Source organism: Lysinibacillus sp. fkY74-1, from assembly GCF_053165895.1.
On record NZ_CP170173.1, the window covers coordinates 1,532,011 to 1,554,667 of the forward strand.

The window sequence follows — 22,657 nt, forward strand, 5'->3', positions numbered from 1 at the left end:
ATTCCCTTCGTTAGTTCTCTTTAATTCGTAATTGCTGCATGGCAAACTCACGATACATGGCATGCGTCTCAAAGAGTGTTTCATGTGTGCCACACCCTGTAATCTGTCCTTTTTCTACAAATAGTATTTGATCGGCATCTACTACCGTTGATAGGCGGTGAGCAATGACTAATGTTGTGCGACCTTGCATTAAATTATCTAACGCTTTTTGTACATATATTTCAGATTTACTATCTAAACTTGATGTAGCTTCATCCAGCATTAAAATTTGCGGGTTCCGTAATAGCGCTCTCGCAATAGAAATGCGCTGACGTTGCCCTCCTGAAAGCTTGATGCCTCTTTCGCCTACTTCTGTATCAAACTTATCGGGAAGATCGTTAATAAATTGATCAGCATAAGCCATTTTGGCCACTCTTTCTAGCTCATCATCCTGTACTTCACGGTCAACACCATAACAAATATTTTCTCGAATCGTTCCAGACAACAGGGCACTTTCTTGAGCTACATAGCCAATTTGACTACGCCAGGAGTGAAGTGAAAATGTCTCGATGGGCGTTTTTCCTAGCGTAATAGTACCGCTAGTTGGTTGGTAATACCGTTCTAATAGAGAGAATGTAGTTGTTTTACCCCCACCACTTGGACCTACAATGGCCGTTACTTTGCCAGGCTCTATTGTGAAGGTTATATTGGATAAAATCGGATCCTCACCGTATGAAAAGTCAACATTGTTAACAAAAATAGGCTGATCTATTTTATTAACTGTGATGCCTTCTTCGATATGCTCCTCTTCATGCTCCAATAAAGCACTAATACGTTCAGTGGCACCCATTGCTTTTTGAAGTTGAGTAAAGAACATGGTCAATTGTGTCATGGGCATGATGATTTGGATTAAATATAAAATAAAAGCCACCATATCACCAGCAGTCAGTTCACCAGAGGAAACACGAACGCCTCCATAGCCAATAATAGCAACTAGAACCGACATCAGAACGAATGAAATTAATGGTGAAATAAGTGCATGGATTTTAGCTTCTTTTAAACCAAAGTTAAAGAGATTCGTAATGCCCTTTTTCCCACGCTCATATTCTACTTGCTCCGCATTAGAAGCTTTAACTAAGCGTGTTTCAGGTAAAACTTGATTTAATACCGAAGTAAACTTAGCAGTTTCGTCTTGCATCCCTTTCGAAATCACAAACATGCGTTTTCCTAGTAGCATTAAAATAACCATCGCTAGGGGCACAGCGATTAACATCACTAATGTCATTTTCCAATCTAAAAATAAAAGAATGATAATGGAGCCGATGATGGAAATAACACCCGATAAACAGTTTGCTAGATGCTCTGTAATGAGCTCTTTAACGACTGCTGTATCATTTGTTACACGACTTAATGTTTCACCTGTATCGTTTTCGTCATAATAGGGGATAGGTAAATGCAGCAGCTTGCGCCAAAGTTGATCACGTAATTTTGCCACTACATGATGACCTACACGATTCAAATAATAGATCGATAATCCACTTGCAATGGCTTGAGCGATAAAAGCAATACCAAGCAAAATGATTTGCCAATAATTAAGCGATTCTAATGAAAAGCCGTCCACTAATTGTTTTGTAAATAATGGGACGATAAAACCTACGCCCGTAGTCGCTAAACTCATAATTAAAGCGATAACTAGGAGCCAAATAGGTGGTTCAGCTCGTTTTACTAATTGTATAAATCGTCGCCAATCTGGTTTTTTTGTAGTTTCTTTTGATGTTTCTTGCAAAGCAATAAGCCTCCTTCAATGTCTTCAAACAACGTAAATCGTTCCTATGGCTTTTACTATAGCACGCGTTTATGAACTGAATGTGAAATGAAATAAAAGGTGATGTTCAAATCATCATCACCTTCAACATAGGGCTAGTGAGCGAGGCATAGATGTTTTAGAAGAAGCGGTTTTAAGATCAGCTTTAAACAACTAGCATTATACGGGACTAAGTTTTATCAGGAAGTTTAAAATATAAAAGAGTGTTTTGCAATAGGGGAAGCCTGATATAAAAATTATTGGTGGAATAATAGTGGCTATGCCTAGTAATTAAAGGTGTTTTCTCTTGAGTATCCGATCAAGGAGATTAAAAGAAGAAGAATTGATAATCTTTGAAAACAATTTAGATATCCAATTTACAAACCAAGAAGAAGCTAAAAGAATAGCATCTTTAGCAAAAAAGTATATCTATAGCCATGCGTTGGAGCCTATTGAAAATATTGATGTAACTGCGCCTTATGAAAGCATATTTGTTAATCCATACGCGGAGTGGGTAGCGGAATTGAACAGGATCCTTAAACAAGGAGATATTGATTCCTGGACACAATTATTTAAACAGGATGTTTTTCAAGAATGGTATAGTCGCCAGGACGTAAAAAACTCCCCTGAAGCATTCTTATCATCCTACTTACAAAAAAATATTCCAATATTAAAAGATTTGACTATTATTCATGGCGAGACGAGCATTATATACGTATTAATTATAAAGATGGCCAAAGTGAAGAAAAGGTCTTACCACTCATCAAACGTGATAATCATTTTGTCATCGACATGACCATAGAAGAGTGGGAAAACTATATAAAAAGAACCGGCAGTGACTAATTGTTCCTGTCGGTTCTTTTCCCATTCTATAGATAAATAACGTTTATTCTTGTCAGGATTGCAAAAGCAAATATGCTCCTATTCTTGATAAAGATACTCTCTTCAAATCTTTACACAAAAAACCATGAGGGGTTTCCTCATGGTTCAAAGTTACATTTTTATACTAATTACATGGTCAAAATAAGAACTCCATGATATCCAATAATCTTTTACTGTACTATCCCATGTGTCATGAACAATTATTTGTCGTTTCCATGATAGTGAAGACGTATCATAATATTCTTCAAATCCTACCCCAGTTACTGCATGATCACCCCAAACAGGGTGACTAGCAGTCGTAATCCAACTTGGTCTTCCTGCATTTATTTCCGCTTTGTGATAAGCAAAAGTAGCGGAATCGCCAATCGTAGGTGAATAGCCTCTATCATTCATATATTTTTTCATACCAGATTTCATATTACTTACCGAAGTTCCACCTGAACTATTAGTAGACATATACGAATCTGCTAAAACATCAATTAAATGTGAGACTGTAGTAGTACTTTGTACTAAACCACTGTATCCATTATCTCTCCAATACTTAATAATGTTTGCTCCAGATGTAGGGGCACAGCCTCTATACCAACTATAATCGGGAACTCCAGAGATTAGTTTATAAGAATAGTCAGTAGCAGCAAAGGGTGCAATCATATCTTGGCCGATAGTCCGATTAGTTTCTTCAACTAATTCCTCTATATTTTGATTATTTAATGTCCCTAGACTTCTCAATTCACTTTCTTCTAAGACTTCATTACTCTGTAAATCTTGAATGCTATCTCCAATTTTAGCGTATGAAAGCAATGGTCCAACGTAAATACCATCACCATTATTTACATTTTTATAAGGACTTGAACCTTCTCTTGTAGATTCAACTACTCCAGGGAATTCAGGGAATGCACTTACAATAATATAACCTTGATCATTACCGTTTTCATTAGTAACTTCAAATACATATGAAGTTAAATTACCATCAAAATCAAATAGTTCTACACCATCGTGTAATTTTGCCTGTTTCCATTCATCAAAAGAGTTCTCTGAAACAATATGTAAGTACTCTTGAGCACTGTCTTCTGCCTGAGTTATAGAAGTATATTCTTGCTCGGCAGCTTGTGCAGATGAAAAATGCAGAAATGCAAAAGCTAAACAAAATAAAAAAGTAAGTAATTTTTTCATTTTTTCCCCTCCTTTGTTATATTATATACATTACCATACTCTTTTTTTAAAAAATAGCAAAAAAAGAAATAATTGGATAATTTGTTACCTATTGTTTTATCTTTTCAACTAAACTATTAATCAAAGGAGAAAAAAGATGAGAAATATTTCAAAGATAATCATTGTTATTTCATTATTTTTATTATCAGCATGTAGTTCAGAGGATGAAGGGAGCGTAAGTAAGCATATTAATCAGGATGTCGAAAAAGTAAATATTGTTAACGGTGAAAATGGAGAACAAGTTGTTATCACTAATGTAAGTGAGGTTAATGAAATAGTTCAGTACTTAGACAGCATTAATGTAATTCCTACAAATAATAAGGATTTAAAAGGATATAGCTATAAAATAGACTTAATAAATGAAAACGAAACAGTAAATACTATTATTTTAGTAGGGGATTATTTGAAAATAGATAGTCAATATTTCGAATCAAAGAATGAGATAAATACAGATATATTGAAAGACTTAATGACGAAGTAAAAAAATTATAGGAATTTAAAAACTATATTATAGTACCAAATTGTTCTTGAATAATAGTTAAGTTTAAGACATTCTTTTACTTGAAACTGAAAATGATATAATTGTAATAAAAAATATTTAATTATAAAAGGGAACACCCCTAACACATGGATTTCCATCCTACTGTTAGGGGTGCTCTATTTTGATTTAAATGTAAATAAAACACAATTTGAAAAGGAAAGTGAGGAAACTATAACTGTAGAATAAACGCACTCTTAATTTTCTCAAGTTTATGTAGAGATATTTTCCTAAAATTAGGGTATTCTGAGGTGAAATGCTCTATAGCATCTTCTATTGCTTGTTTGTTCCAAATAGGATTACTTTTAATTAAATTTATATAAGTTATTCCACTAACATACCCCAAAGCCAAATTAGTACTAGTATCTTTTATCTTACAATAATTTGTGAAATAGTCTTCAAGTACCTCATGATTACGATCTAATTTTTCATGAGCTATTGTGTTAGCTCTTAATTCCCGCATAGCATATTTTAATGAGACTGCAGGGGGAATTAAAAATGGGAAAGCAATATAAAAAGGATTTTTTAACTCTTTAAACTTCCCATGAACAAGCTCATGGATAATAACAAATTTTGTACGGTGAGGATTTGTTGTCCACTGTTTTACAGTTATATTGTCTATAATAATACTGTTAAACATTGTATACATTCCACTATCACCGATGCCCTTAAAAGAAAGAGTGATTTCCTCATGTATACCTAACTTATTTTTATATAAATAAAATTGTTCACTAATTTCTTCTTTGATTAGTTTATTTTCCATTTATCCATCTCATTTCATATATAATGGCTCCTAAATTAGCATTAGTAACTACACTCTATAGTTATTTATTGTGCTTTGGTTTGTCCATTCGAGTAACTACATCCTTTTGTTCTTTCATAGATTCAGTAGTGTACAAAGAAGTTGTTTCTATATTTTGATGTCCAAGCTGATAACGTAACCCTATAAGAGTTCCACCTTCCAATTGATACTGCTTTGAAAACGTATATCTTGCTTTGTGAGGTGTGATTTCTTTTCCATAAGCATTTGTGTACTTCTTAACTAATCTAATTAATGTTTGGTTAGACATTTGCTTTACGGTGCCATTTGGAGACTTAGCAACAAAAACAAATGGATAATTTGTTTTCACACTATATAATTTAGAACGTTGCTTCAAGTATTCTTCTAGGTAGGTTAGGGCAGAAGGACGAATTGCAACTGAATCGGCAATATCACCTTTACGAATCACATCTAAGTAACAATCTTTCATGTAGACATCCTTTATTTTAAGTCCGACTAATTCATTCCCGCGTATACCGCTCCCAAAAAGTACAGCTAGTATAGCGAGATCCCTAATCTTATTCATTTCAAAATAGGGCAGTTCTCTTGATGACAAAGTGGCTGCATACTCTTCATCGATAAAATGTAATAACTCATCAATTTCATCTGATTTATAAGTTTTCTTTTCAATACGTTTACTTCTTCGAGATTTAGATTCCAGCTCTAAATCAACTGAAATTTTTAACATCACATTTCGATTAAAATAGGGCTCTTGAGTAACTTTATCTTCTGTTTCAACTGTCAAATAACGAAAGAGCGATTTTAAAGCCTGTACAGCCCTCGCTACACTGGTCTTACTGCGCCGCTTTGGTTCATTATCATCCTCTCCTGAAAGTATCTCAGAAGCCATTTTATCAACGAATAACTCCACATCTAATTTTGCTAACGTAGATAATGATTCATAGTGAATATCACGTATATTTTTAGCATCTACAATACCTTCTTCAAGTAGCCAATTTAAGAATTTTTCAATATTATATAAATAACCGCTCAATGTGAGTGGTGAATATTTGGATTTCTTTTTTCGTATATACTCCTGTACATAAATAGGGAAGAGAGGAGTTGCGTCCTCTATATGTTTTTCTGCTTAACAACTTAAAGAAAGAGTAGAGGAGTAGCTATGTCTACTCCTCTTTGTTTTTTTGACGTATAATTTTATTCTTTGATTGGAGGGTATTTCATACCTTCTTCGATACTTCTTCCGTCATCTAATACAATCAAATTAATCTTTTTGGTTTTTGCATTATAAAAATACTCGTATACATATGAAGACGGTTCATCTTTATATGTCACAGTAATGTCATACCCTCCAAATTTATAATTTTTATACATATCTTTAGTTTTAATATTATCTTCATTAACCCCTTGAGCCTCTATATAATTTTCAAATGCACTTTCTGCTTCCTCTATTTTACCAGTTACTTTACTAAAATACATATATATGGTTATAATAGAAAAAAAAGTAAAAATAAGTAAGGTTATTAATATCTTTTTCATCCAATGCTCCTTTCTTTTTTATCTGAATATATAAAAACAATAGTAATTTGGCAACTTTTACAATGTTTTCAATTTAATATATGATCGGCAACGGGCCAAGTTTGCGGGTTATATTTATCGGAATGAAACAGGCAACAAAATAACGTTTCCTGTTTTAGAAATTATTCACTTGCTTATATAGAGTAGGTTTATCGAATGAAACAATATCAATTATATGGTCTAAACAAACAATCTGATAATGGAATAGCTCTTTATAGGAGTATATATCTAAAGCTATAGTCCCTTTGCTTATAAAATCTAAATAAGCTGATTTTGTAAATAAACGTACGGAATTACCTATGAATTCATCCTCCTGACTTACAAAATGAAATGACTCATCATAAATAGAATAGGATACATAAGAATCGAATTCTATATCTATGACTGGGAGGGTCGTATCAATTTCAATAGGATAGACATCGTTAAATGTAAATTCATCAAAGCTTACATCATCACTTTTAGAACTAATGGCAGCTCGTTTAATAGATATTCTCAAAGAGTTTGTCCCTGGCTCTACTAAATTATCTAAAAACAAATAACCTTTCCATTGCATTAAATCTTCATAGCTCATAAAATCACCCTTCCAAATTTACAATAGAGCTTTATGGCCATTCTATCGATAGGGTTTTATAATGTCAATTAAAAAACAAAGTGCATAAGAATAAAAATTTATTGTTTTTCGATAAAAAATGATTGACTTAAAATATATCCGTGATGTATCCTATTAACGAAATCATAGGATGATTGCGGTAAAGGTTAAAAAAAGTTTTGTACAGGAATATTAGTAATTTAAGGAGAGTTATAATAATGAAAAAATACATTTTAGCTTCAACCCCATTTATTTTAGGGTTACTTAGTTTTTTGATCTTTATGATAAAAGGAAGTAGTGTAGCATCAGATGGCACACTAGAGGAGCCATTCTTTTTAATTCCTATTGGATTTTTATTGTTATTTATTGGGGTAGTTTGTGTAGTAGGGCTAGCATTAATTTCACTAATAAAGAAAACTCAACATATTTAAATATTTGGTTATATAGTAGAAACAAGGACCGTTCTTTTCATCAAAAATTTCCACGGGTAAATCATAAAATCCTTGCTTCTATTGATATCATGAAGCAGATGAATAGGGACGAATGTTTTCTAGTTCGTGCGAATATAGGGCTACGGGCAGCCGTATCTATTAATTCAGCAAATGAATGATTCGTAATTGCGTATCATTCGTATGATAGATGCTACTCCTAGTCTAAGTGCGTTTCATTATTTACCGAGTGAACCGCTATGTAAGTCATGCCATGACAGCTTTTATTGACCAAATAAACATTTAGTCAACAGAGGAATTTTGAAAAATTATTAAAATAAGTTCCTTTTTTTGGAGAGTTCCCATATACTAATCATAAACCGACAGTCGGTCTAAAAGTGTGGTATAAGTTTTAGTCACAACCAAAATCTAAACTTATCACTACACTTTTTTTATACAAAAACAATGACAGACAGTCGGTCTAATTAGGGGGGAGTCATTACATGGAAACATACGTAAAAGGTAAAGGATTTTCAAAAGATTTTAAAATCCTTGTATTTGGGCAGATTATCTCTATTTTAGGTTCTGCCTTATTAAGATTTGCACTATCCCTTTTTGTTTTAGATGTGACGGGTAGGGCAGACCTTTTTGCCGTCCTTTTTGCTATTTCAAGCATACCTATACTTCTCACGCCATTCGGAGGTGCCCTTGCCGATCGTTTTAATCGACGTCATTTAATGGTGTTATTTGATGCCATTAGTTGTGTCGTTGTATTGATTTTCTATATTACATTGTGGACAGAATATCATTCAGTTCTAGGGATAGGGGTAGTTATGGTGCTCCTGTCCATCAGTAGCGCTATGTATTCACCAGCGGTAATAGCTAGTATTCCATTATTAGTAAAAGAACAGCACCTTGAGCAGGCAAATGGGATTGTGAATGGGGTGCAAGCTTTAGCTGGTGTGGCTGCACCTGTCCTAGGAGGAATACTTTATGGAATGCTTGGCATCAAAATTTTTGTCCTAGTAAGTGGGCTATTATTTTTCTTTACAGCAATTGTAGAAATGTTTTTGACCATCCCTTTTGAGAAACGGGATGACGATGGACAATTAGTTTTGACTTTATTCAAGGATATAAAAGAGGGATTTAAATATGTTGTGAAGCAATCCTTTATTTTAAAATGCACGATACTGGCGGCTTTCTTAAATTTATTATTTACACCGCTCTTTATCGTAGGAGTCCCCATCATCCTTCGTGTCACATTAAATGTTAGTGATTCATTATACGGAATAGGGATGGGTATGATTGATTTAGCAACCATATTTGGAGCATTAACGATGGGCTATTTTGCTAAAAAGCTAAAAATTAGTAGGCTATATGTTTGGGTATTGCTAACTGCTATTTTGGTCATTCCTATGGCTATAGCCGTTATTCCACCAATGCTTCAAATAGGCTATTATGCTTCATACTTATTATTTATTGGCTCTGCACTTGTCATGGCAATGATGATGACTATTATTTCAATTTACGTAATGACCCTTGTGCAAAAGGAAACACCCAATGAAAATTTAGGTAAGGTTATGGCTATTATGATGGCTGTTTCACAATGTATGGCCCCCATTGGGCAAATGGGATATGGCCTATTGTTTGAGACCTTTCGCGTCAACATCTTTATACCGATTCTAATGATTTGTATGATGATGCTGCTATTAGCGCTCCTCACGAATAGATTATGGCGTGTACACACTTGAAAACAAAAAAACTACCGCTTACACGGTAGTTTCAGACTGTGGACAAACTCAATGAATTTCGAGTTTGCTTACAGTCTTTTTTCTTTACAGTAAAATAAAGTAAAACCGTTGATTTCCTTTACGGCCGGGGGCGAGCTGCTTCCCAAGCTTCGTTGCTGCCGCTTCACTTTCGTACAGAACACATCCACTCCATCCAGCATCTCGACTTTCTAGCTTTTCCTGCAAGAGTCGCCACCCTTCGTTCCCATCAACCTCTACATAAAAACTCCTTATTCCTACATATATCTATCCTTTTGTAGAAAACCTCTACTTTTCAATGGTTAGTGACTAAAATCTTCTATGTCCACGTCGTCTTGGCCTACTCGTACCCGCAGGTGTGGACTTAGTTGGGAAAAGCAAAATGGGCCTGTGTTGAACATTATTTCCGATATGCACAGACTCCTCTACTAATGATTCCTTTATTTCCTCTTCCTCTGTGGAAGGAATTTGAGAAGTATTTAATAATGGTACGGGTGACTCATTATGATGTGTCGTACTAGTATTTGTTGTAGGTGTAGAAGTGGTAGTAGTAGTAACCTCATGATGGGGTGACGGCTCTATTTCAGCATGAGGCTGTTGAACAGCATGGACATCTTTCATCACAAGAATAGGTCGCATCATATCATGGTCTTCGTGCTCAAGGAAGTGACAATGCCACATGTAATTCCCCACATAATCCTTCCAATGCATAATAATTTTCGTAATTTTGCCCGCATCTACTTTCACTGTATCTTTCCAACCACGCTCATAGTCCCGTGGTTCCTCAGGGGGGCCTGTAAATGATACTATTCCCTCATTTTGATAGAGGTCTAAATCAAATGGGCGACGTTCAAGAATTTTAAATTGAATGAGATGCAAATGAATAGGATGAATAAAAGGCGTTGTATTAATAAAACTCCAAATTTCAATACTATCTAAAGAAGGTTTTTCTGTCGCTGGGTCATGGTACATTCGATTGTTCAACAACAACATAGGTCTTCCGAATTCATCAGTTGTTGCCGTCAATGGTAATTGTCTTTCAATATGTGCATGATGTGGGTGTAAATCCATTGTGACTGCCAGCCTCTCTGGAACTTCACTCGTATCTTCATATTTTAAGGGAAGTGATACTCTAAATTGCATAATGACGTTCGTATGCTCATCGATAAAATCTGTATCGGTGTTAAGTAAGGTGATTTCCTGACCCTCACAAGCTGAAAAATCGATGATGACATCTGTGCGTTCAGCAGGTAGTAACTCTACAGATTGAATCGCTTGTGGGGTTGATAAAAAACCGCCATCTGTCCCTATTTGTATCATAGACTGCTCATTTGACAAGCTGATGACATAGCCTCTTCGATTGGAGCCATTGAGGAACCGGAATCTATATTTACGTGGCTCGACGTCTAAATAGGGCCATAGCTTGCCGTTGACAACAATCGTATTACCTACGAAACCTGGAGTAATGGACGGATGTACAGTAACTGGAAATGGTGGCTCATCAGGATAAAAAAGGGAGCCATCCTCATTAAATGATTTATCTTGAATTAAAATAGGATATTCGTATTCACCACATGGCAAATTAGAACGTTCCTCAAGAGCATCTCTAAGTAAATAAAAACCTGCCAAGCCAGCATAGACATTAAGGCGTGTTAAAGCCATAGCATGGTCATGGTACCACATTGTAGTACCAGGCTGGTGGTTCGTATATTCATGAATTTCTTTATTGAACTTTGGACCGGTATGTCGATAATCTCTTGTGTACCATGCCTCAGGATGACCGTCGCTCTCCCAATCCACATTGGCACCATGTAAGTGAGTGACAGTTCTTACCTCTTGGGAATCGTTGGCGGCATGAAGTGTAAAATCCACTGGTAAAAAATGCTGTAGTGGTAATTGATTTTTATATTTGACATAAATGGTTTTATCTTTCGTCGCTTCTATAGTGGGTCCTGGATAAAGGCCGTTGTACCCCCATATTAATGTATTAGGAAAATGCTTGTGAAAGCGGTGCTCGCCCTCCATCATGACTAGCTCGTAATAATCATGTTTCTTTTGTCCTCTACAGTATTTTGGTTTTGCGGTCACCGGCTTCTGTAGAGCATCTACAAATTTTGGAATGGTAGCTGGGTCAGAAGGGTTAATTGGTAAACTCAAAACATCACATCCCTTTTCAATGTCTTTAAATGCCTAGTTATCACATCATATGGGTAAAAACAACAGTTGACTGGGACAAAAATGGAGAAAAATGTGTAATGGTATAAAAATTTAATGGAAGGGGAAAACAAAAGGACATTCAATAGCTGTCTTATAAAAGTTTTTTTGAAATCGAGGTAATAGTTGGGATATTGCTAAAAAGTCGAACGAAGTGAATGAATATGTCTTATAATTGTTACAGAACAAAGTGAAGGATTAAATAGGGGCTTGGAAAAGTGGTGAGACAGTGGAGTTAACATTAGAGGAATTAAATAAGACAATCATGGAAATGCGCATAAAGGGGTTTTTAACAGAGGCGTTGAAACTGGCAGATCAAGGTCTTTTAGTAGCTTTAGAGGGAAAAAACTATGAAATTGTATTGGACTTGTACTATCAGAAAATTTTAGTACATCATTCTTTGGGCGATACGCTAGCCATTGTCAGCCTTATTTTCGAGTATGAGGCTATTTGTGAAAAATATGGTACTAGCAAAGATTTGATGCATTATTATTTGGCCATGTCGTTAATATACGATATGGTAGGAATCCGTGAAAAAACAGCAGAGATGACGAAACAGTCAATTGCTTTTGCTCAAGAATTACAAGATTTTATGATGCTTGTTCGTTGTCATAATAATTTGTGCTATATAGAGGTAGAGAAGGGCTGTACGAAGGAAGCCCTTCAAGCGGGGTTGTTAGCAAGAGAGTATAATAAAACGCTATATGAGACACAACCAGATTTAGCAAGATTATTAGATATTCGCATCAATAATAATTTAGCAGATGTATATATTTTGGAAGGGGATTTTTTAGCAGGAAAGGCATTGCTTGATGACTCATTAACGTCTAGCATAATTTCTCAGCATAAACCTGAAAAAGTAGCAGCCTTGTTTGGCTATGGCTTTTTATATGAAAAGCAGCAGAAGCTTGAGGAAGCAGTGCAATATTATCAACAAGCAATAGATCTAGCCAAATCCTATGGTGATAAGCCCATTATGAAAAAAGTGATGCGCTTATTGTTGAATGTCCTGTACCAATTGAATTGGCGAGATGAAATTTTTGATGTCCAAAAAGAGTATATTGACCTTTCGGAACAGATGAGCGTTGATAATTTACTACAGCAAGTGTTGAATTTGGAGTTTAAGCGTCAAAAAGAGAGATTAGAAAGAAAAGCACATTATGATCCTTTAACAGGTGTCTTGAATCGCCACTTCTTAGATCAAGAGCTACATGAATGGTTACATGCTGCCAAAATAGCAGAATCCTATGTATGTATTACAGTTTTGGATATTGATAATTTTAAACTATTTAACGACAGGCATGGTCATTTGTTTGGCGATAGGGTCTTACAACTTTTAGCTAATGGCTTAAAGGAATTTTTGCGAGATGAAGACGTCAAAATTATCCGTTATGGTGGAGATGAATTCATTGTCTGTATTCGTCACCCCAAAAAGGCATACATCAAGGCACTTGTCCAAAATACACACGCCCATTTGCTAACGTTAACATTAGAAAAAGACCAGAAAAGCTATCCACTAAAAGTAAGTATGGGGGCTTGTATAAACAATCAAAAAAATTATTATTATAATGATTTATTTGAGCAAGCTGATCGTTGTTTATATGAGGCAAAAGATAATGGCCGTGCCACCCATATTTTATACGAACTATCATCATTTGAATGATTCCTATTTACTGTGTTGAATAGGAATTTTTCTATTGTTTCAGTAAATATTCTTTACAGAAATTGAAGTGCCATCACAATTTACAACGAGGCAGAATGTTACAGAATAAAATTTACTGTACCAATCATTTGAAAACGTTATTCTAGCAACGTACAATATATGAAATTAAGAAACACGACAGCATAAAATTGTTGTATAATGTTGTGGTATGAGGAAAGAAAGCAGGTTGACAAAATGGAAAGCAAAATGAATTGTAATGTAGTTAAATACACACACAAACATCCGCTATGTGTTGTGCCAAAAAAGCACGATGTGAAACAACAGGTGAATAGATGAAAAACTGGTTAATTTTCATTTCTGTCTTTATTGTTTCGTTGTCACTTGTCATTAGCATTTTAGTACTCTGGAAAGCCGAGGCTCCGTTCCGTTCAATTGAAGAGCAGGCTGAACAGTTGGCACTCGATGCCAAAGCCCTCGCAATTGTATCGGAGTCCTACACATATAATGGCAAACATTCGTATGTTACTGTGTTCGGGGTAGACGAATACGGTGATAAAAAGGCTGTCTTTGTTCCGACGAATCTAGACAAGGATTCCATGCAGGAAGTGTTATTAGAAGATGGTATTACGGAAAAGCAAGCATTATCGGTTTTTAAAAATGAAGGAAATGTACAGAAGGTCCTCCACATGAAATTGGGCTATGAGGAGCCAGGCGTTGTTTGGGAGATTACATACCTAAACGACCACGACAAACTCAACTATGTCTATATTATGTTTAAGGATGGCGACTGGTGGAAGCGCATTACGAATTTATAAGAGGAGTAGATCCCGGATGAAAAACTTATTAGCAACACGTGTAAAAACTTTAACACCATCTTCAACATTAGCTATTACTGCGAAAGCAAAAGCACTAAAAGAGCAAGGTATTGATGTCATTGGCCTTGGTGCTGGTGAACCAGACTTTAATACACCTCAAAACATTTTAAATGCTGCCATTGATTCAATGGAAAAGGGCTATACAAAATATACACCTGCTGGTGGACTTCCAGTTCTAAAAAAAGCCATTATCGATAAACTACAGCGCGATAATAACCTTTCTTATCAGCCTAATGAAGTGATTGTGGGTGTAGGTGCAAAGCATATTTTATACACGTTATTCCAAGTCATTTTAAACGAGGGCGATGAAGTTATTATTCCAATCCCTTATTGGGTGTCTTATCCTGAGCAAGTGAAATTAGCGGGCGGAGTACCTGTATACGTTGAAGGTACACGTGAACAAAGCTATAAAATTACTGCCGATCAATTAAGAGCTGCTGTAACTGATAAAACAAAAGCTGTCATTATCAACTCACCTAGCAACCCGTCTGGTATGATATATTCACGTGAAGAGCTTGCAGAACTTGCTGCAGTTGCAGAAGAAAAGGATATTTTAATCGTGTCAGATGAAATTTATGAGAAGCTTGTATACAATGGTATTGAGCATTTTTCAATTGCACAACTTTCTGATGCAGTGAAAGCACGTACAATTGTTGTGAATGGTGTGGCAAAATCTCACTCTATGACAGGCTGGCGTATTGGTTATGCTGCAGGTGATGCGGACATCGTTAAAGCAATGACTGACCTTGCATCACACTCAACATCTAATGCGACAACAACTGCACAATATGCAACTGTTGAAGCGTATAATGGCCCACAGGACGCTGTAGAGGAAATGCGCCAAGCATTCGAATCTCGTCTTGAGAAAATTTACCCACAGGTAAGTGCAATTCCTGGCTTCCATGTCTTAAAACCACAGGGTGCATTCTACTTATTACCAGATGTAGCAGAAGCTATGGCTCACACTGGCTATGATTCAGTAGACGCATTCGCTGCGGATATTTTAACAGAAGCAAACGTGGCTGTGATTCCAGGCTCTGGCTTTGGTGCACCAACTACTATGCGATTATCTTATGCTACATCTTTAGACTTACTAGAAGAGGCAGTCCGTCGTATTGATACATTTGTAAAATCAAAATGGCAAGACTAATCCCTCTAGACAACTTTGGAGGATTTCTATGAAAAAAATTATGATTAAAGATATGCCACAGCATATCGGTGAAACAGTCAAAATTGGCGCTTGGCTAGCTAACAAACGTTCAAGTGGTAAAATCGCCTTCTTACAACTTCGTGATGGTTCTGGCTTTGTTCAGGGTGTTGTCGTGAAAGAAGAGGTGGGGGAAGAAATTTTTGCAACAGCTAAGGGACTAACGCAAGAAACTTCTATGTATATTACAGGAGAAGTGAAAGCTGACGAACGTTCAAGCTTTGGCTGTGAGCTAGCTGTAACAGGAATTGAAGTTCTACATACAGCGACAGATTTCCCAATTACACCAAAGGAACACGGTCCTGAATTTTTAATGGATAACCGTCATTTATGGTTACGTTCTCGTAAACAACATGCCATTATGAAAATCCGTAATGAAATCATTCGTGCTACTTACGAATTTTTCAACAATAATGGTTTTACAAAGATGGACCCACCAATTTTAACAGGGTCTTCACCGGAAGGTACATCTGAGCTCTTCCATACGAAATACTTTGATGAGGATGCTTTCCTTTCTCAATCAGGACAGCTTTATATGGAAGCGGCAGCTATGGCACTAGGGAAAGTATTTTCATTCGGTCCAACTTTCCGTGCTGAAAAATCTAAAACACGTCGTCACTTAATCGAGTTCTGGATGATTGAGCCTGAGATGGCCTTTGTAGAATTTGAAGAAAATCTAGAGGTACAGGAGCAATATGTAACGCATATTGTACAATCGGTTCTGGCTAACTGCAAATTAGAATTAGAGCGACTTGACCGTGATACATCGAAACTTGAAAATATTAAAGCACCATTCCCTCGTATTTCATATGATGATGCGATCAAGCTTTTACATGAACAAGGTTTTGACGATATTGAGTGGGGTGACGATTTTGGTGCACCTCATGAAACAGCCATTGCTAATTCATTCGACAAGCCCGTATTCATTACATGCTATCCAGTAGGCATTAAACCATTCTATATGCAACCACATCCAGATCGCGATGATGTTGTATTATGTGCTGATTTAATTGCACCTGAAGGCTATGGTGAAATTATTGGTGGTTCTGAGCGTATCCATGACTATGATTTATTAAAATCTCGTCTTGAAGAACATAACCTATCTTTAGATGCATATGCATGGTATTTAGACCTTCGTAAACATGGTTCTGTTCCACATTCAGGCTTTGGACTTGGATTAGAACGAACTGTGGCATGGATTTCTGGTACAGAACATATTCGTGAAACCATTCCATTCCCACGTTTACTGAACCGCTTATATCCATAAGCAAATCAATTTCAAAGTCGCGTAGTGAAATATCTACGCGGCTTTTCTACTTACTTAAAGAAGGAGTCAAGAGAAATATGAATGCAAATAATCATCGACTCCGTACATGGACTGAGCAGAGAATGATTCCCATCCCTCAGCTTTTTTTTCAGTTTTATAAGGAGTTAAATATAGAGGATGAAGAGGCGCTAATTGTCATGCACTTATTAGCCTTTCATATGGAAGGGTATGACTTCCCTACACCGAATGATCTAAAGAATCGTCTCACAATGCCAGAAAATGAACTAACATCCCGTTTACAACGATTAATGCAAAAGGGCTTCCTTGAAATTACTCGTGATGTGGATACAGGTGGCAAGCTCTATGAAAAATATTCGGTTTATCCACTCTGGGAGCGAATTGTGCAGATGATCGAGATGAAAGAGCAACAAAAATCTACCACAACACTTCAACAAGAAGAAGGAGAGATTTTTCGACTCTTTGAAGAAGAAATGGGACGTCTTTTATCTCCTTTAGAGCTTGAAAAAATAGGATGTTGGCTTGATGAGGACAACCATAGTCCAACACTCATTAAAGAGGCATTAAAAGAAGCTGTGTTTGCTGGGAAACTGAGTATTCGTTATATTGATCGGATTTTGTTAGAGTGGAAGAAGAAAAATATTACGACACCACAGGCTGCACAAAAGCAAAGTGAGCAGTTTCGTGAGAAGCAAACCTTTAGTAGAAATCCAGCACGCACAGTTCAGCAAGATGCACAACCAACCAATAAAGTACCATTTTATAATTGGTTAGAAGAGAGAGAATAGGGGGCGTCCGGTTTGTTAACAAAAAAACAGTGGGAGCATTGCCTAGAAGAAATGGATCGAATGTTTCCTAATGCGCATTGTGAGCTTGTGCATGACAACGCCTTTGAGCTCACAATTGCGACATTATTATCTGCACAATGTACGGATGTACTTGTTAATAAAGTAACAAAAACATTATTTCAGAAATATAAAACGCCTGAAGATTATTTGGCTGTCCCATTGGAAGAATTACAACAGGATATTCGCTCTATTGGCTTATATCGCAATAAGGCGAAGAACATCCAGGCTTTATGTCAACGTTTACTAGATGAATATAATGGCGAAATACCCTCAACCCGAGAAGCACTTGTAACATTGCCAGGTGTGGGGCGGAAAACAGCCAATGTAGTGCTATCAGTAGCCTTTGATATTCCTGCACTGGCAGTCGATACCCATGTAGAGCGTGTTTCTAAACGTCTAGGTCTTTGCCGATGGAAAGATTCCGTGCTTGAAGTCGAAGAAACGATTATGAAAAAAACACCTATGGATAAGTGGTCGAAAACGCATCATCAGTTAATCTTCTTTGGCCGTTATCATTGTAAGGCTCAAAATCCTGGCTGCCATGCCTGTCCTTTACTCAGCGATTGTCGTGAAGGTCAAAAGCGTTTGAAGAAAGGTTTGGTGAAGGAAGCATGAATAGTGAAGCTATTGCAAAAGATCAGGTAGATGCTTGGTTTGCCCAATGGACAACCCTTCAAGCGAACATCCACGAAGCCCATGATGCTCGAAACGGTACAGCAAAAGGCTTAATGGAAGAAGCAATTAAGTTGTTTGAACAACTTGTACAGGCGGCAGGAGACGAGGTGCTGCCGATTAATGGAGTTGAACGGCTTGCCTTTATCAAAGCTAAGCCAGGACAATACGCTTGTTATCGTCAGCTTGATGAATTGTTTAAGGAAACGAAAAAACGGACAGCACGTTTGCGAATTCAAGCTAGTAAAAAATAGAGTGGGTAGGATAGTTTAAGCTCTTTATAGAATGAAAAAACCGAGAAGCATCCTGTGCTTCTCGGTTTTTCGTTTATTCTGAGCTTTGTTCTTCATCATTTGGGTCTACAGGATCAGTAGGCGGCGTTGGTTGCTGACTTCCATCTGAACCACCATTATTGCCACCGTTGTTGCCGTTATTCCCATGCCCATTGCCATTATTATTATTGCCACCGTTGTTGCCGTTATTCCCATGCCCATTGCCATTATTATTATTGCCACCGTTGTTGCCATTTCCGTTGCCGTTGCCATTATTATTACCATTATCTTGATCTCCTTCACCAGGATCTGTTGGTAAATCAATGTTTGGCTCTTCCGGATTTTCTGTTTCTACATCCTCTTCTTCCGTTGTACTAGTAATTTGGAAAGTAGTGGTACCAGGTTCACTTCGTGTACCATCCACAATGGCTACGACTGAAATCGTGTAATTGCCATCTTCCAGCGTGTTGGCCACTGTTAAACCTTTACTCTCTGTTTTACCAAGGTCAAACTTTTTACCGTCATCACGGGTTGCAGTTACTTCAAAGGAAGTCGGTAATGGTTCGTCTGTCTCTGGATTCAAGCTAGCATCATGTTCCCAAGAAATGTTGATGGACTGTGCACCTAAATCTAAGCTTGCAGATACGTTGTATGGCGTAGCCAATTCTGGTGCCTCATAAACACTCGACACTTCTGTTGGCTCAGTACCACGAACGAATAGCTCTGTTTGACGTAATTCATTTGGTGTAAAGTCACTTGCCAATTTCAATGGCTTAGACCCTACTTCAATCGTTGCTTCTACAACTGTACTTGGCTTTTTAAAGCTTTCTGTTTCAACGTTTGCTGAAATATCTTGCATAATCGATTTAAATAGATTTTGTGGTAAACGTCGTTCTTCCCACGTTGTAATTGGATCAAAATGTTTTTCATAGCCACTCCATATAGCAATGGAATAGTTTGTCGTATAACCAGCAAACCATGAATCTGGAACGCTTGTGTTCGGTAAATTATATTTATTAAAATCTTCAGCTGAATAGTTGGTTGTACCTGTTTTACCTGCGATATCTAGTCCAGGGACGTTAGCTGCAGTACCTGATGCGTCAGGTTTGTTGCCAACTACATCACGTAGCATATCTGTTACCATATAAGCTGTAGCTTCACTCATCGCTACATTAGGCTCAGGTGTATAATTTTTAGATGTTTTCCCATCACGGTAAACAATTTTTGTAATAGAGTGTGGGTCCGTGTAAACGCCGTTATTTCCGAATGCTGCATAGGAAGCCGCCATTTGAATTGGGGAGATAGTAATCGCTCCACCACCAATTGCGTCTGATTCGTAAAGGTTTTCTGTTTCAATCCCTAAACGTCCAACAAACTCCTTCGCATTTTCAGTACCTACTTCTTGTAATGCTTTGACAGCGGGTACGTTACGTGAAGCATATAATGCCTTACGAGCGGTCATGGCACCCATATATCTGCCATCCCAGTTTGTAATAGTTTGTTTTGAATTGGAATAGTTCATAGGTTCATCTACAAGTGTATGGCCTGTAGACCATTTTAAATATTCAATGGCTGGACCGTAGTCCACTAATGGTTTCATGGTAGAACCAGGTTGATTTTTTGTTAAATCATCTGCATAGTTCCAGCCACGTTCAGCACCATAATGTCGACCGCCACCAACAGCTTGAATAGCACCTGTTTTCGTATCAATGACCGCTACACCTGACTGAATATCTTCTGTCGGGAAATTGCTGTCATCGTTCATGACATTTTCAACAACTTTTTGGGCATTTGGATCAAGTGTTGTATACACTTTAATACCTTCTGCCATGGCTGAACCATCACCGTTATTTTCCAATTCATTAATAACGACATCTAGGAAGGCATCGTATTTCGAACCAGCAAAGGATTGACGCGTTGCATCGTCTGCAAGACCTGCTTGGACATCAACGTTTTTAGCTTCTTCCATTTCTGTTTTCGAAATTTTTCCGTGTTGATACATTAATCCTAAAACCGTATTTCGACGTTGCTTGGCAAGATCAGGGTTTTTCAATGGATTATAAGCATTTGGCCGTTGTACTAATCCTGCTAATAATGCTTCTTCATCTAATGTTAAATCTTTTAATTCTTTTCCATAGAAATATTGGGCTGCTGTACCAAATCCATAAATACGGCCTGACATTAGCATTTTATTGAAATACATTTCAAAAATTTCTTCTTTTGAATATTTACGTTCTAATTGAAATGCTAGCCAAGCTTCCTGTGCTTTACGCTTTAATTTCTTTTCATTTTGTAAAAATGAGTTTTTGACCACTTGCTGTGTTAGGGTAGAGGCACCTTGTGCACCAAAGCCATCACGGAAGTTAGCAAGTATGGCACCACCTAGACGGTAGAAGTCCATGCCGTGATGTTTAAAAAAGCGTACATCTTCCGTTGCAAGAATAGCGTTCACCATGTCTTCGGGTATATCTTCATATTTTATATATTTGCGGTTTTCAGCACCAATTGTTGCAAATATTTCACCGTTTTTATCGTAGAACTCTGAAGACACAGGGTCTTTCAATAATTCCTCATCAAGCTTAGGAGCGGTGCTCGCATAGTAAGCAAATAAACCTGCTCCTCCAATGAAGCCTACAACACCGATGACTAATAGAGTTAAGAAAATACGTTTTATCCACATTTTAGCGGGTGTTGACGATTTTGTTGTTGTTTTCTTACCTTTTTTATTTTTTTCAGCGAGAGCCTTTTGATGCTCTCCGCGTGTTCGACGACGTTCAGTCATTCTATTTCTCCTCACTTTCAAACCTGTAGCATTTTGCATCGATCAGTTGTTGGATGATGGGTAAATAATCGATACGTGGATAATAGCTAGTAGGAATTTCATACGCCTCTTCTACAATTGTTGAAAAGGGTATGGATTTACGATTGCCACTTTCCATTGCTTTCCAGGCCTTTTGTAAAACTTCATATGGCACAATAAAATATCGTTCAAAAGCTGAAAAGCGAACGATAATAAAAGCCACACCATTTTGTTCAGTCACTTGCTGCATATGGGTCATTTGATGCTCATGAATGTTTTTTAAGGGGAAACTGGTTTTGGAAGCAGTTTCCTTTGCATCAAAATCAATATAATGCCCATTCCAAACACCATTGTAGTCGGTTGTAGAGGGTGTTCGAAAATATGCTTCACGAATGACAGCAGCACTTCGTGAAGGGTACTCTACTTTGACGATTTGTACAGGGACAGGTTTCTTGTGAATAATAGCAAGTCGTCTTTTTATATAATAGTCGTTTGCTTCATTAATTTCATCTTCTAGCGTCTTTCCACGATTACTAAAAGACAAATCTTTACTTTTACTCTTTTTTTCTGTTTTCTGTACAGAAGTATTGGGGGTATACAATTTCCCATTTGGATAGCGAATTGTCATTTAGCTCACCCTTTATCAAACTGCTTTCCTATATAGTAGTTTACCATGATTTGATGGCTCTTCTCTACCTACATCCGTGTTGTCTTTGTTACAAGACTAGTAGACAGTGGATGCAATGAATAAACAAATTGCGTCGAAAAAAAGCTCATGATTGTCTTCCTCGAATCGTCAAAATAACTGATAAATTTAAACATAAAAACGTTTGAAGAGTGGTGAAATATCTACACCTTTCATTCAGGACGCCTTTTTAGTTGGAAGGTTCATTTTTAAAAATTTATCGAAAATCTTCTTCTTTCAGCTAACTTACGCTTATTTTGTCACGCATGAAGGTAATTTTATACATGCGAGGAATACTTAAGTAAAGCAAAGGGGGCGTTATTTTGAACAAGTTAGAACAATTAGTTGCGCAGTTAGATCTGGTCAATCAATTACTTTTCACGAGAGTGTCTCTGGAGAACAATGCTCAGAATATGCACTTTTTTTTGCAGCTCAAAGCAGTTAGCCAGAAAGTAAGCTTAGCAGAAAAGAACTGGCAAGTAAAGAATGCTTGTTCGCCTATTAGTAGTGAAAAATGATAGACTTTGGTACACTTATCTCATAAGCAATTGAACTAACTCAGTAGCATTAAAATTGATA

The 22,657-nt window shown here is 36.8% G+C and carries 21 protein-coding genes; 12 read left to right on the forward strand and 9 right to left on the reverse strand.

The window, feature by feature from the left end:
* Positions 1–10 precede the first annotated feature (10 nt).
* Positions 11–1,765, reverse strand: a complete 1,755-nt coding sequence (locus tag ACE1MS_RS07215; protein ID WP_447402795.1) for an ABC transporter ATP-binding protein — start codon at positions 1,763–1,765, stop codon at positions 11–13.
* Positions 1,766–2,090: 325 nt separating this feature from the next.
* On the opposite strand from ACE1MS_RS07215, the gene ACE1MS_RS07220 reads away from it, so the two are divergent.
* Positions 2,091–2,579 (forward strand): hypothetical protein, encoded by a 489-nt coding sequence (locus ACE1MS_RS07220; RefSeq protein WP_036166036.1) that lies wholly within the window; start codon positions 2,091–2,093, stop codon positions 2,577–2,579.
* Positions 2,580–2,776: 197 nt separating this feature from the next.
* On the opposite strand, the gene ACE1MS_RS07225 is transcribed toward ACE1MS_RS07220, so the two are convergent.
* Positions 2,777–3,838 (reverse strand): C39 family peptidase, encoded by a 1,062-nt coding sequence (locus ACE1MS_RS07225; protein WP_036166039.1) that lies wholly within the window; start codon positions 3,836–3,838, stop codon positions 2,777–2,779.
* A gap of 136 nt (positions 3,839–3,974) precedes the next feature.
* Here ACE1MS_RS07225 and ACE1MS_RS07230 point away from each other — a divergent pair, with 136 nt between their 5' ends.
* Positions 3,975–4,358 carry a hypothetical protein gene (locus ACE1MS_RS07230; RefSeq protein ID WP_036166042.1) on the forward strand — a complete coding sequence of 128 codons (384 nt, stop codon included), beginning with the start codon at positions 3,975–3,977 and terminating at the stop codon, positions 4,356–4,358.
* Between the two features lie 229 nt (positions 4,359–4,587).
* Here the strand turns inward: ACE1MS_RS07230 and ACE1MS_RS07235 are convergent, their stop codons facing one another.
* The 4 genes from ACE1MS_RS07235 to ACE1MS_RS07250 all read right to left on the reverse strand — a co-directional run bounded on the left by ACE1MS_RS07235 (position 4,588) and on the right by ACE1MS_RS07250 (position 7,342).
* Positions 4,588–5,178, reverse strand: coding sequence for a hypothetical protein (locus tag ACE1MS_RS07235; protein ID WP_036166044.1), 591 nt, complete (start codon positions 5,176–5,178; stop codon positions 4,588–4,590).
* A 61-nt stretch (positions 5,179–5,239) separates the two neighbouring features.
* Complete coding sequence (xerS, locus tag ACE1MS_RS07240; RefSeq protein WP_080717401.1) at positions 5,240–6,310, reverse strand: tyrosine recombinase XerS; 1,071 nt, start codon at positions 6,308–6,310, stop codon at positions 5,240–5,242.
* A gap of 80 nt (positions 6,311–6,390) precedes the next feature.
* The gene (locus ACE1MS_RS07245) at positions 6,391–6,732 is read right to left on the reverse strand and encodes a DUF3139 domain-containing protein (protein WP_447402796.1); all 342 of its coding nucleotides are present in this window, start codon (positions 6,730–6,732) and stop codon (positions 6,391–6,393) included.
* 154 nt (positions 6,733–6,886) lie between these two features.
* Positions 6,887–7,342 carry a hypothetical protein gene (locus ACE1MS_RS07250; RefSeq protein ID WP_036161218.1) on the reverse strand — a complete coding sequence of 152 codons (456 nt, stop codon included), beginning with the start codon at positions 7,340–7,342 and terminating at the stop codon, positions 6,887–6,889.
* A gap of 236 nt (positions 7,343–7,578) precedes the next feature.
* Between ACE1MS_RS07250 and ACE1MS_RS07255 the strand changes: the two genes are divergently transcribed.
* The gene (locus ACE1MS_RS07255; RefSeq protein WP_012293735.1) at positions 7,579–7,791 is read left to right on the forward strand and encodes a DUF3955 domain-containing protein; all 213 of its coding nucleotides are present in this window, start codon (positions 7,579–7,581) and stop codon (positions 7,789–7,791) included.
* Between the two features lie 500 nt (positions 7,792–8,291).
* The gene (locus ACE1MS_RS07260) at positions 8,292–9,539 is read left to right on the forward strand and encodes an MFS transporter (protein ID WP_447402797.1); all 1,248 of its coding nucleotides are present in this window, start codon (positions 8,292–8,294) and stop codon (positions 9,537–9,539) included.
* Positions 9,540–9,866: 327 nt separating this feature from the next.
* Here the strand turns inward: ACE1MS_RS07260 and ACE1MS_RS07265 are convergent, their stop codons facing one another.
* A complete protein-coding gene (locus ACE1MS_RS07265; protein WP_099806313.1) occupies positions 9,867–11,714 on the reverse strand; it encodes a multicopper oxidase family protein in 1,848 nt (615 codons plus the stop codon).
* A gap of 286 nt (positions 11,715–12,000) precedes the next feature.
* Here ACE1MS_RS07265 and ACE1MS_RS07270 point away from each other — a divergent pair, with 286 nt between their 5' ends.
* The 7 genes from ACE1MS_RS07270 to ACE1MS_RS07300 all read left to right on the forward strand — a co-directional run bounded on the left by ACE1MS_RS07270 (position 12,001) and on the right by ACE1MS_RS07300 (position 18,575).
* Complete coding sequence (locus tag ACE1MS_RS07270) at positions 12,001–13,434, forward strand: tetratricopeptide repeat-containing diguanylate cyclase (RefSeq protein ID WP_207889780.1); 1,434 nt, start codon at positions 12,001–12,003, stop codon at positions 13,432–13,434.
* 332 nt (positions 13,435–13,766) lie between these two features.
* A complete protein-coding gene (locus tag ACE1MS_RS07275) occupies positions 13,767–14,249 on the forward strand; it encodes a cell wall elongation regulator TseB-like domain-containing protein (protein ID WP_012293740.1) in 483 nt (160 codons plus the stop codon).
* Positions 14,250–14,265: 16 nt separating this feature from the next.
* A complete protein-coding gene (locus tag ACE1MS_RS07280; protein WP_012293741.1) occupies positions 14,266–15,459 on the forward strand; it encodes a pyridoxal phosphate-dependent aminotransferase in 1,194 nt (397 codons plus the stop codon).
* Positions 15,460–15,487: 28 nt separating this feature from the next.
* On the forward strand, positions 15,488–16,783 hold the full coding sequence (gene asnS, locus ACE1MS_RS07285) for an asparagine--tRNA ligase (protein WP_031419396.1): 1,296 nt from the start codon (positions 15,488–15,490) through the stop codon (positions 16,781–16,783).
* Between the two features lie 77 nt (positions 16,784–16,860).
* Positions 16,861–17,589 carry a DnaD domain-containing protein gene (locus ACE1MS_RS07290; protein ID WP_031419397.1) on the forward strand — a complete coding sequence of 243 codons (729 nt, stop codon included), beginning with the start codon at positions 16,861–16,863 and terminating at the stop codon, positions 17,587–17,589.
* Positions 17,590–17,601: 12 nt separating this feature from the next.
* A complete protein-coding gene (gene nth, locus ACE1MS_RS07295) occupies positions 17,602–18,264 on the forward strand; it encodes an endonuclease III (protein ID WP_447402798.1) in 663 nt (220 codons plus the stop codon).
* Positions 18,261–18,575, forward strand: a complete 315-nt coding sequence (locus tag ACE1MS_RS07300) for a YpoC family protein (RefSeq protein ID WP_012293744.1) — start codon at positions 18,261–18,263, stop codon at positions 18,573–18,575. The genes nth and ACE1MS_RS07300 overlap by 4 nt, the downstream gene beginning before the upstream one ends.
* A 73-nt stretch (positions 18,576–18,648) precedes the next feature.
* Here ACE1MS_RS07300 and ACE1MS_RS07305 read toward each other — a convergent pair whose 3' ends face one another.
* Both ACE1MS_RS07305 and recU read right to left on the reverse strand, forming a co-directional pair.
* Positions 18,649–21,375 (reverse strand): PBP1A family penicillin-binding protein, encoded by a 2,727-nt coding sequence (locus ACE1MS_RS07305; protein WP_447402799.1) that lies wholly within the window; start codon positions 21,373–21,375, stop codon positions 18,649–18,651.
* Between the two features lies 1 nt (position 21,376).
* A complete protein-coding gene (gene recU / locus ACE1MS_RS07310) occupies positions 21,377–22,021 on the reverse strand; it encodes a Holliday junction resolvase RecU (RefSeq protein ID WP_012293746.1) in 645 nt (214 codons plus the stop codon).
* Positions 22,022–22,401: 380 nt separating this feature from the next.
* On the opposite strand from recU, the gene ACE1MS_RS07315 reads away from it, so the two are divergent.
* A complete protein-coding gene (locus tag ACE1MS_RS07315) occupies positions 22,402–22,596 on the forward strand; it encodes a hypothetical protein (RefSeq protein WP_008176489.1) in 195 nt (64 codons plus the stop codon).
* Positions 22,597–22,657: the final 61 nt, after the last annotated feature.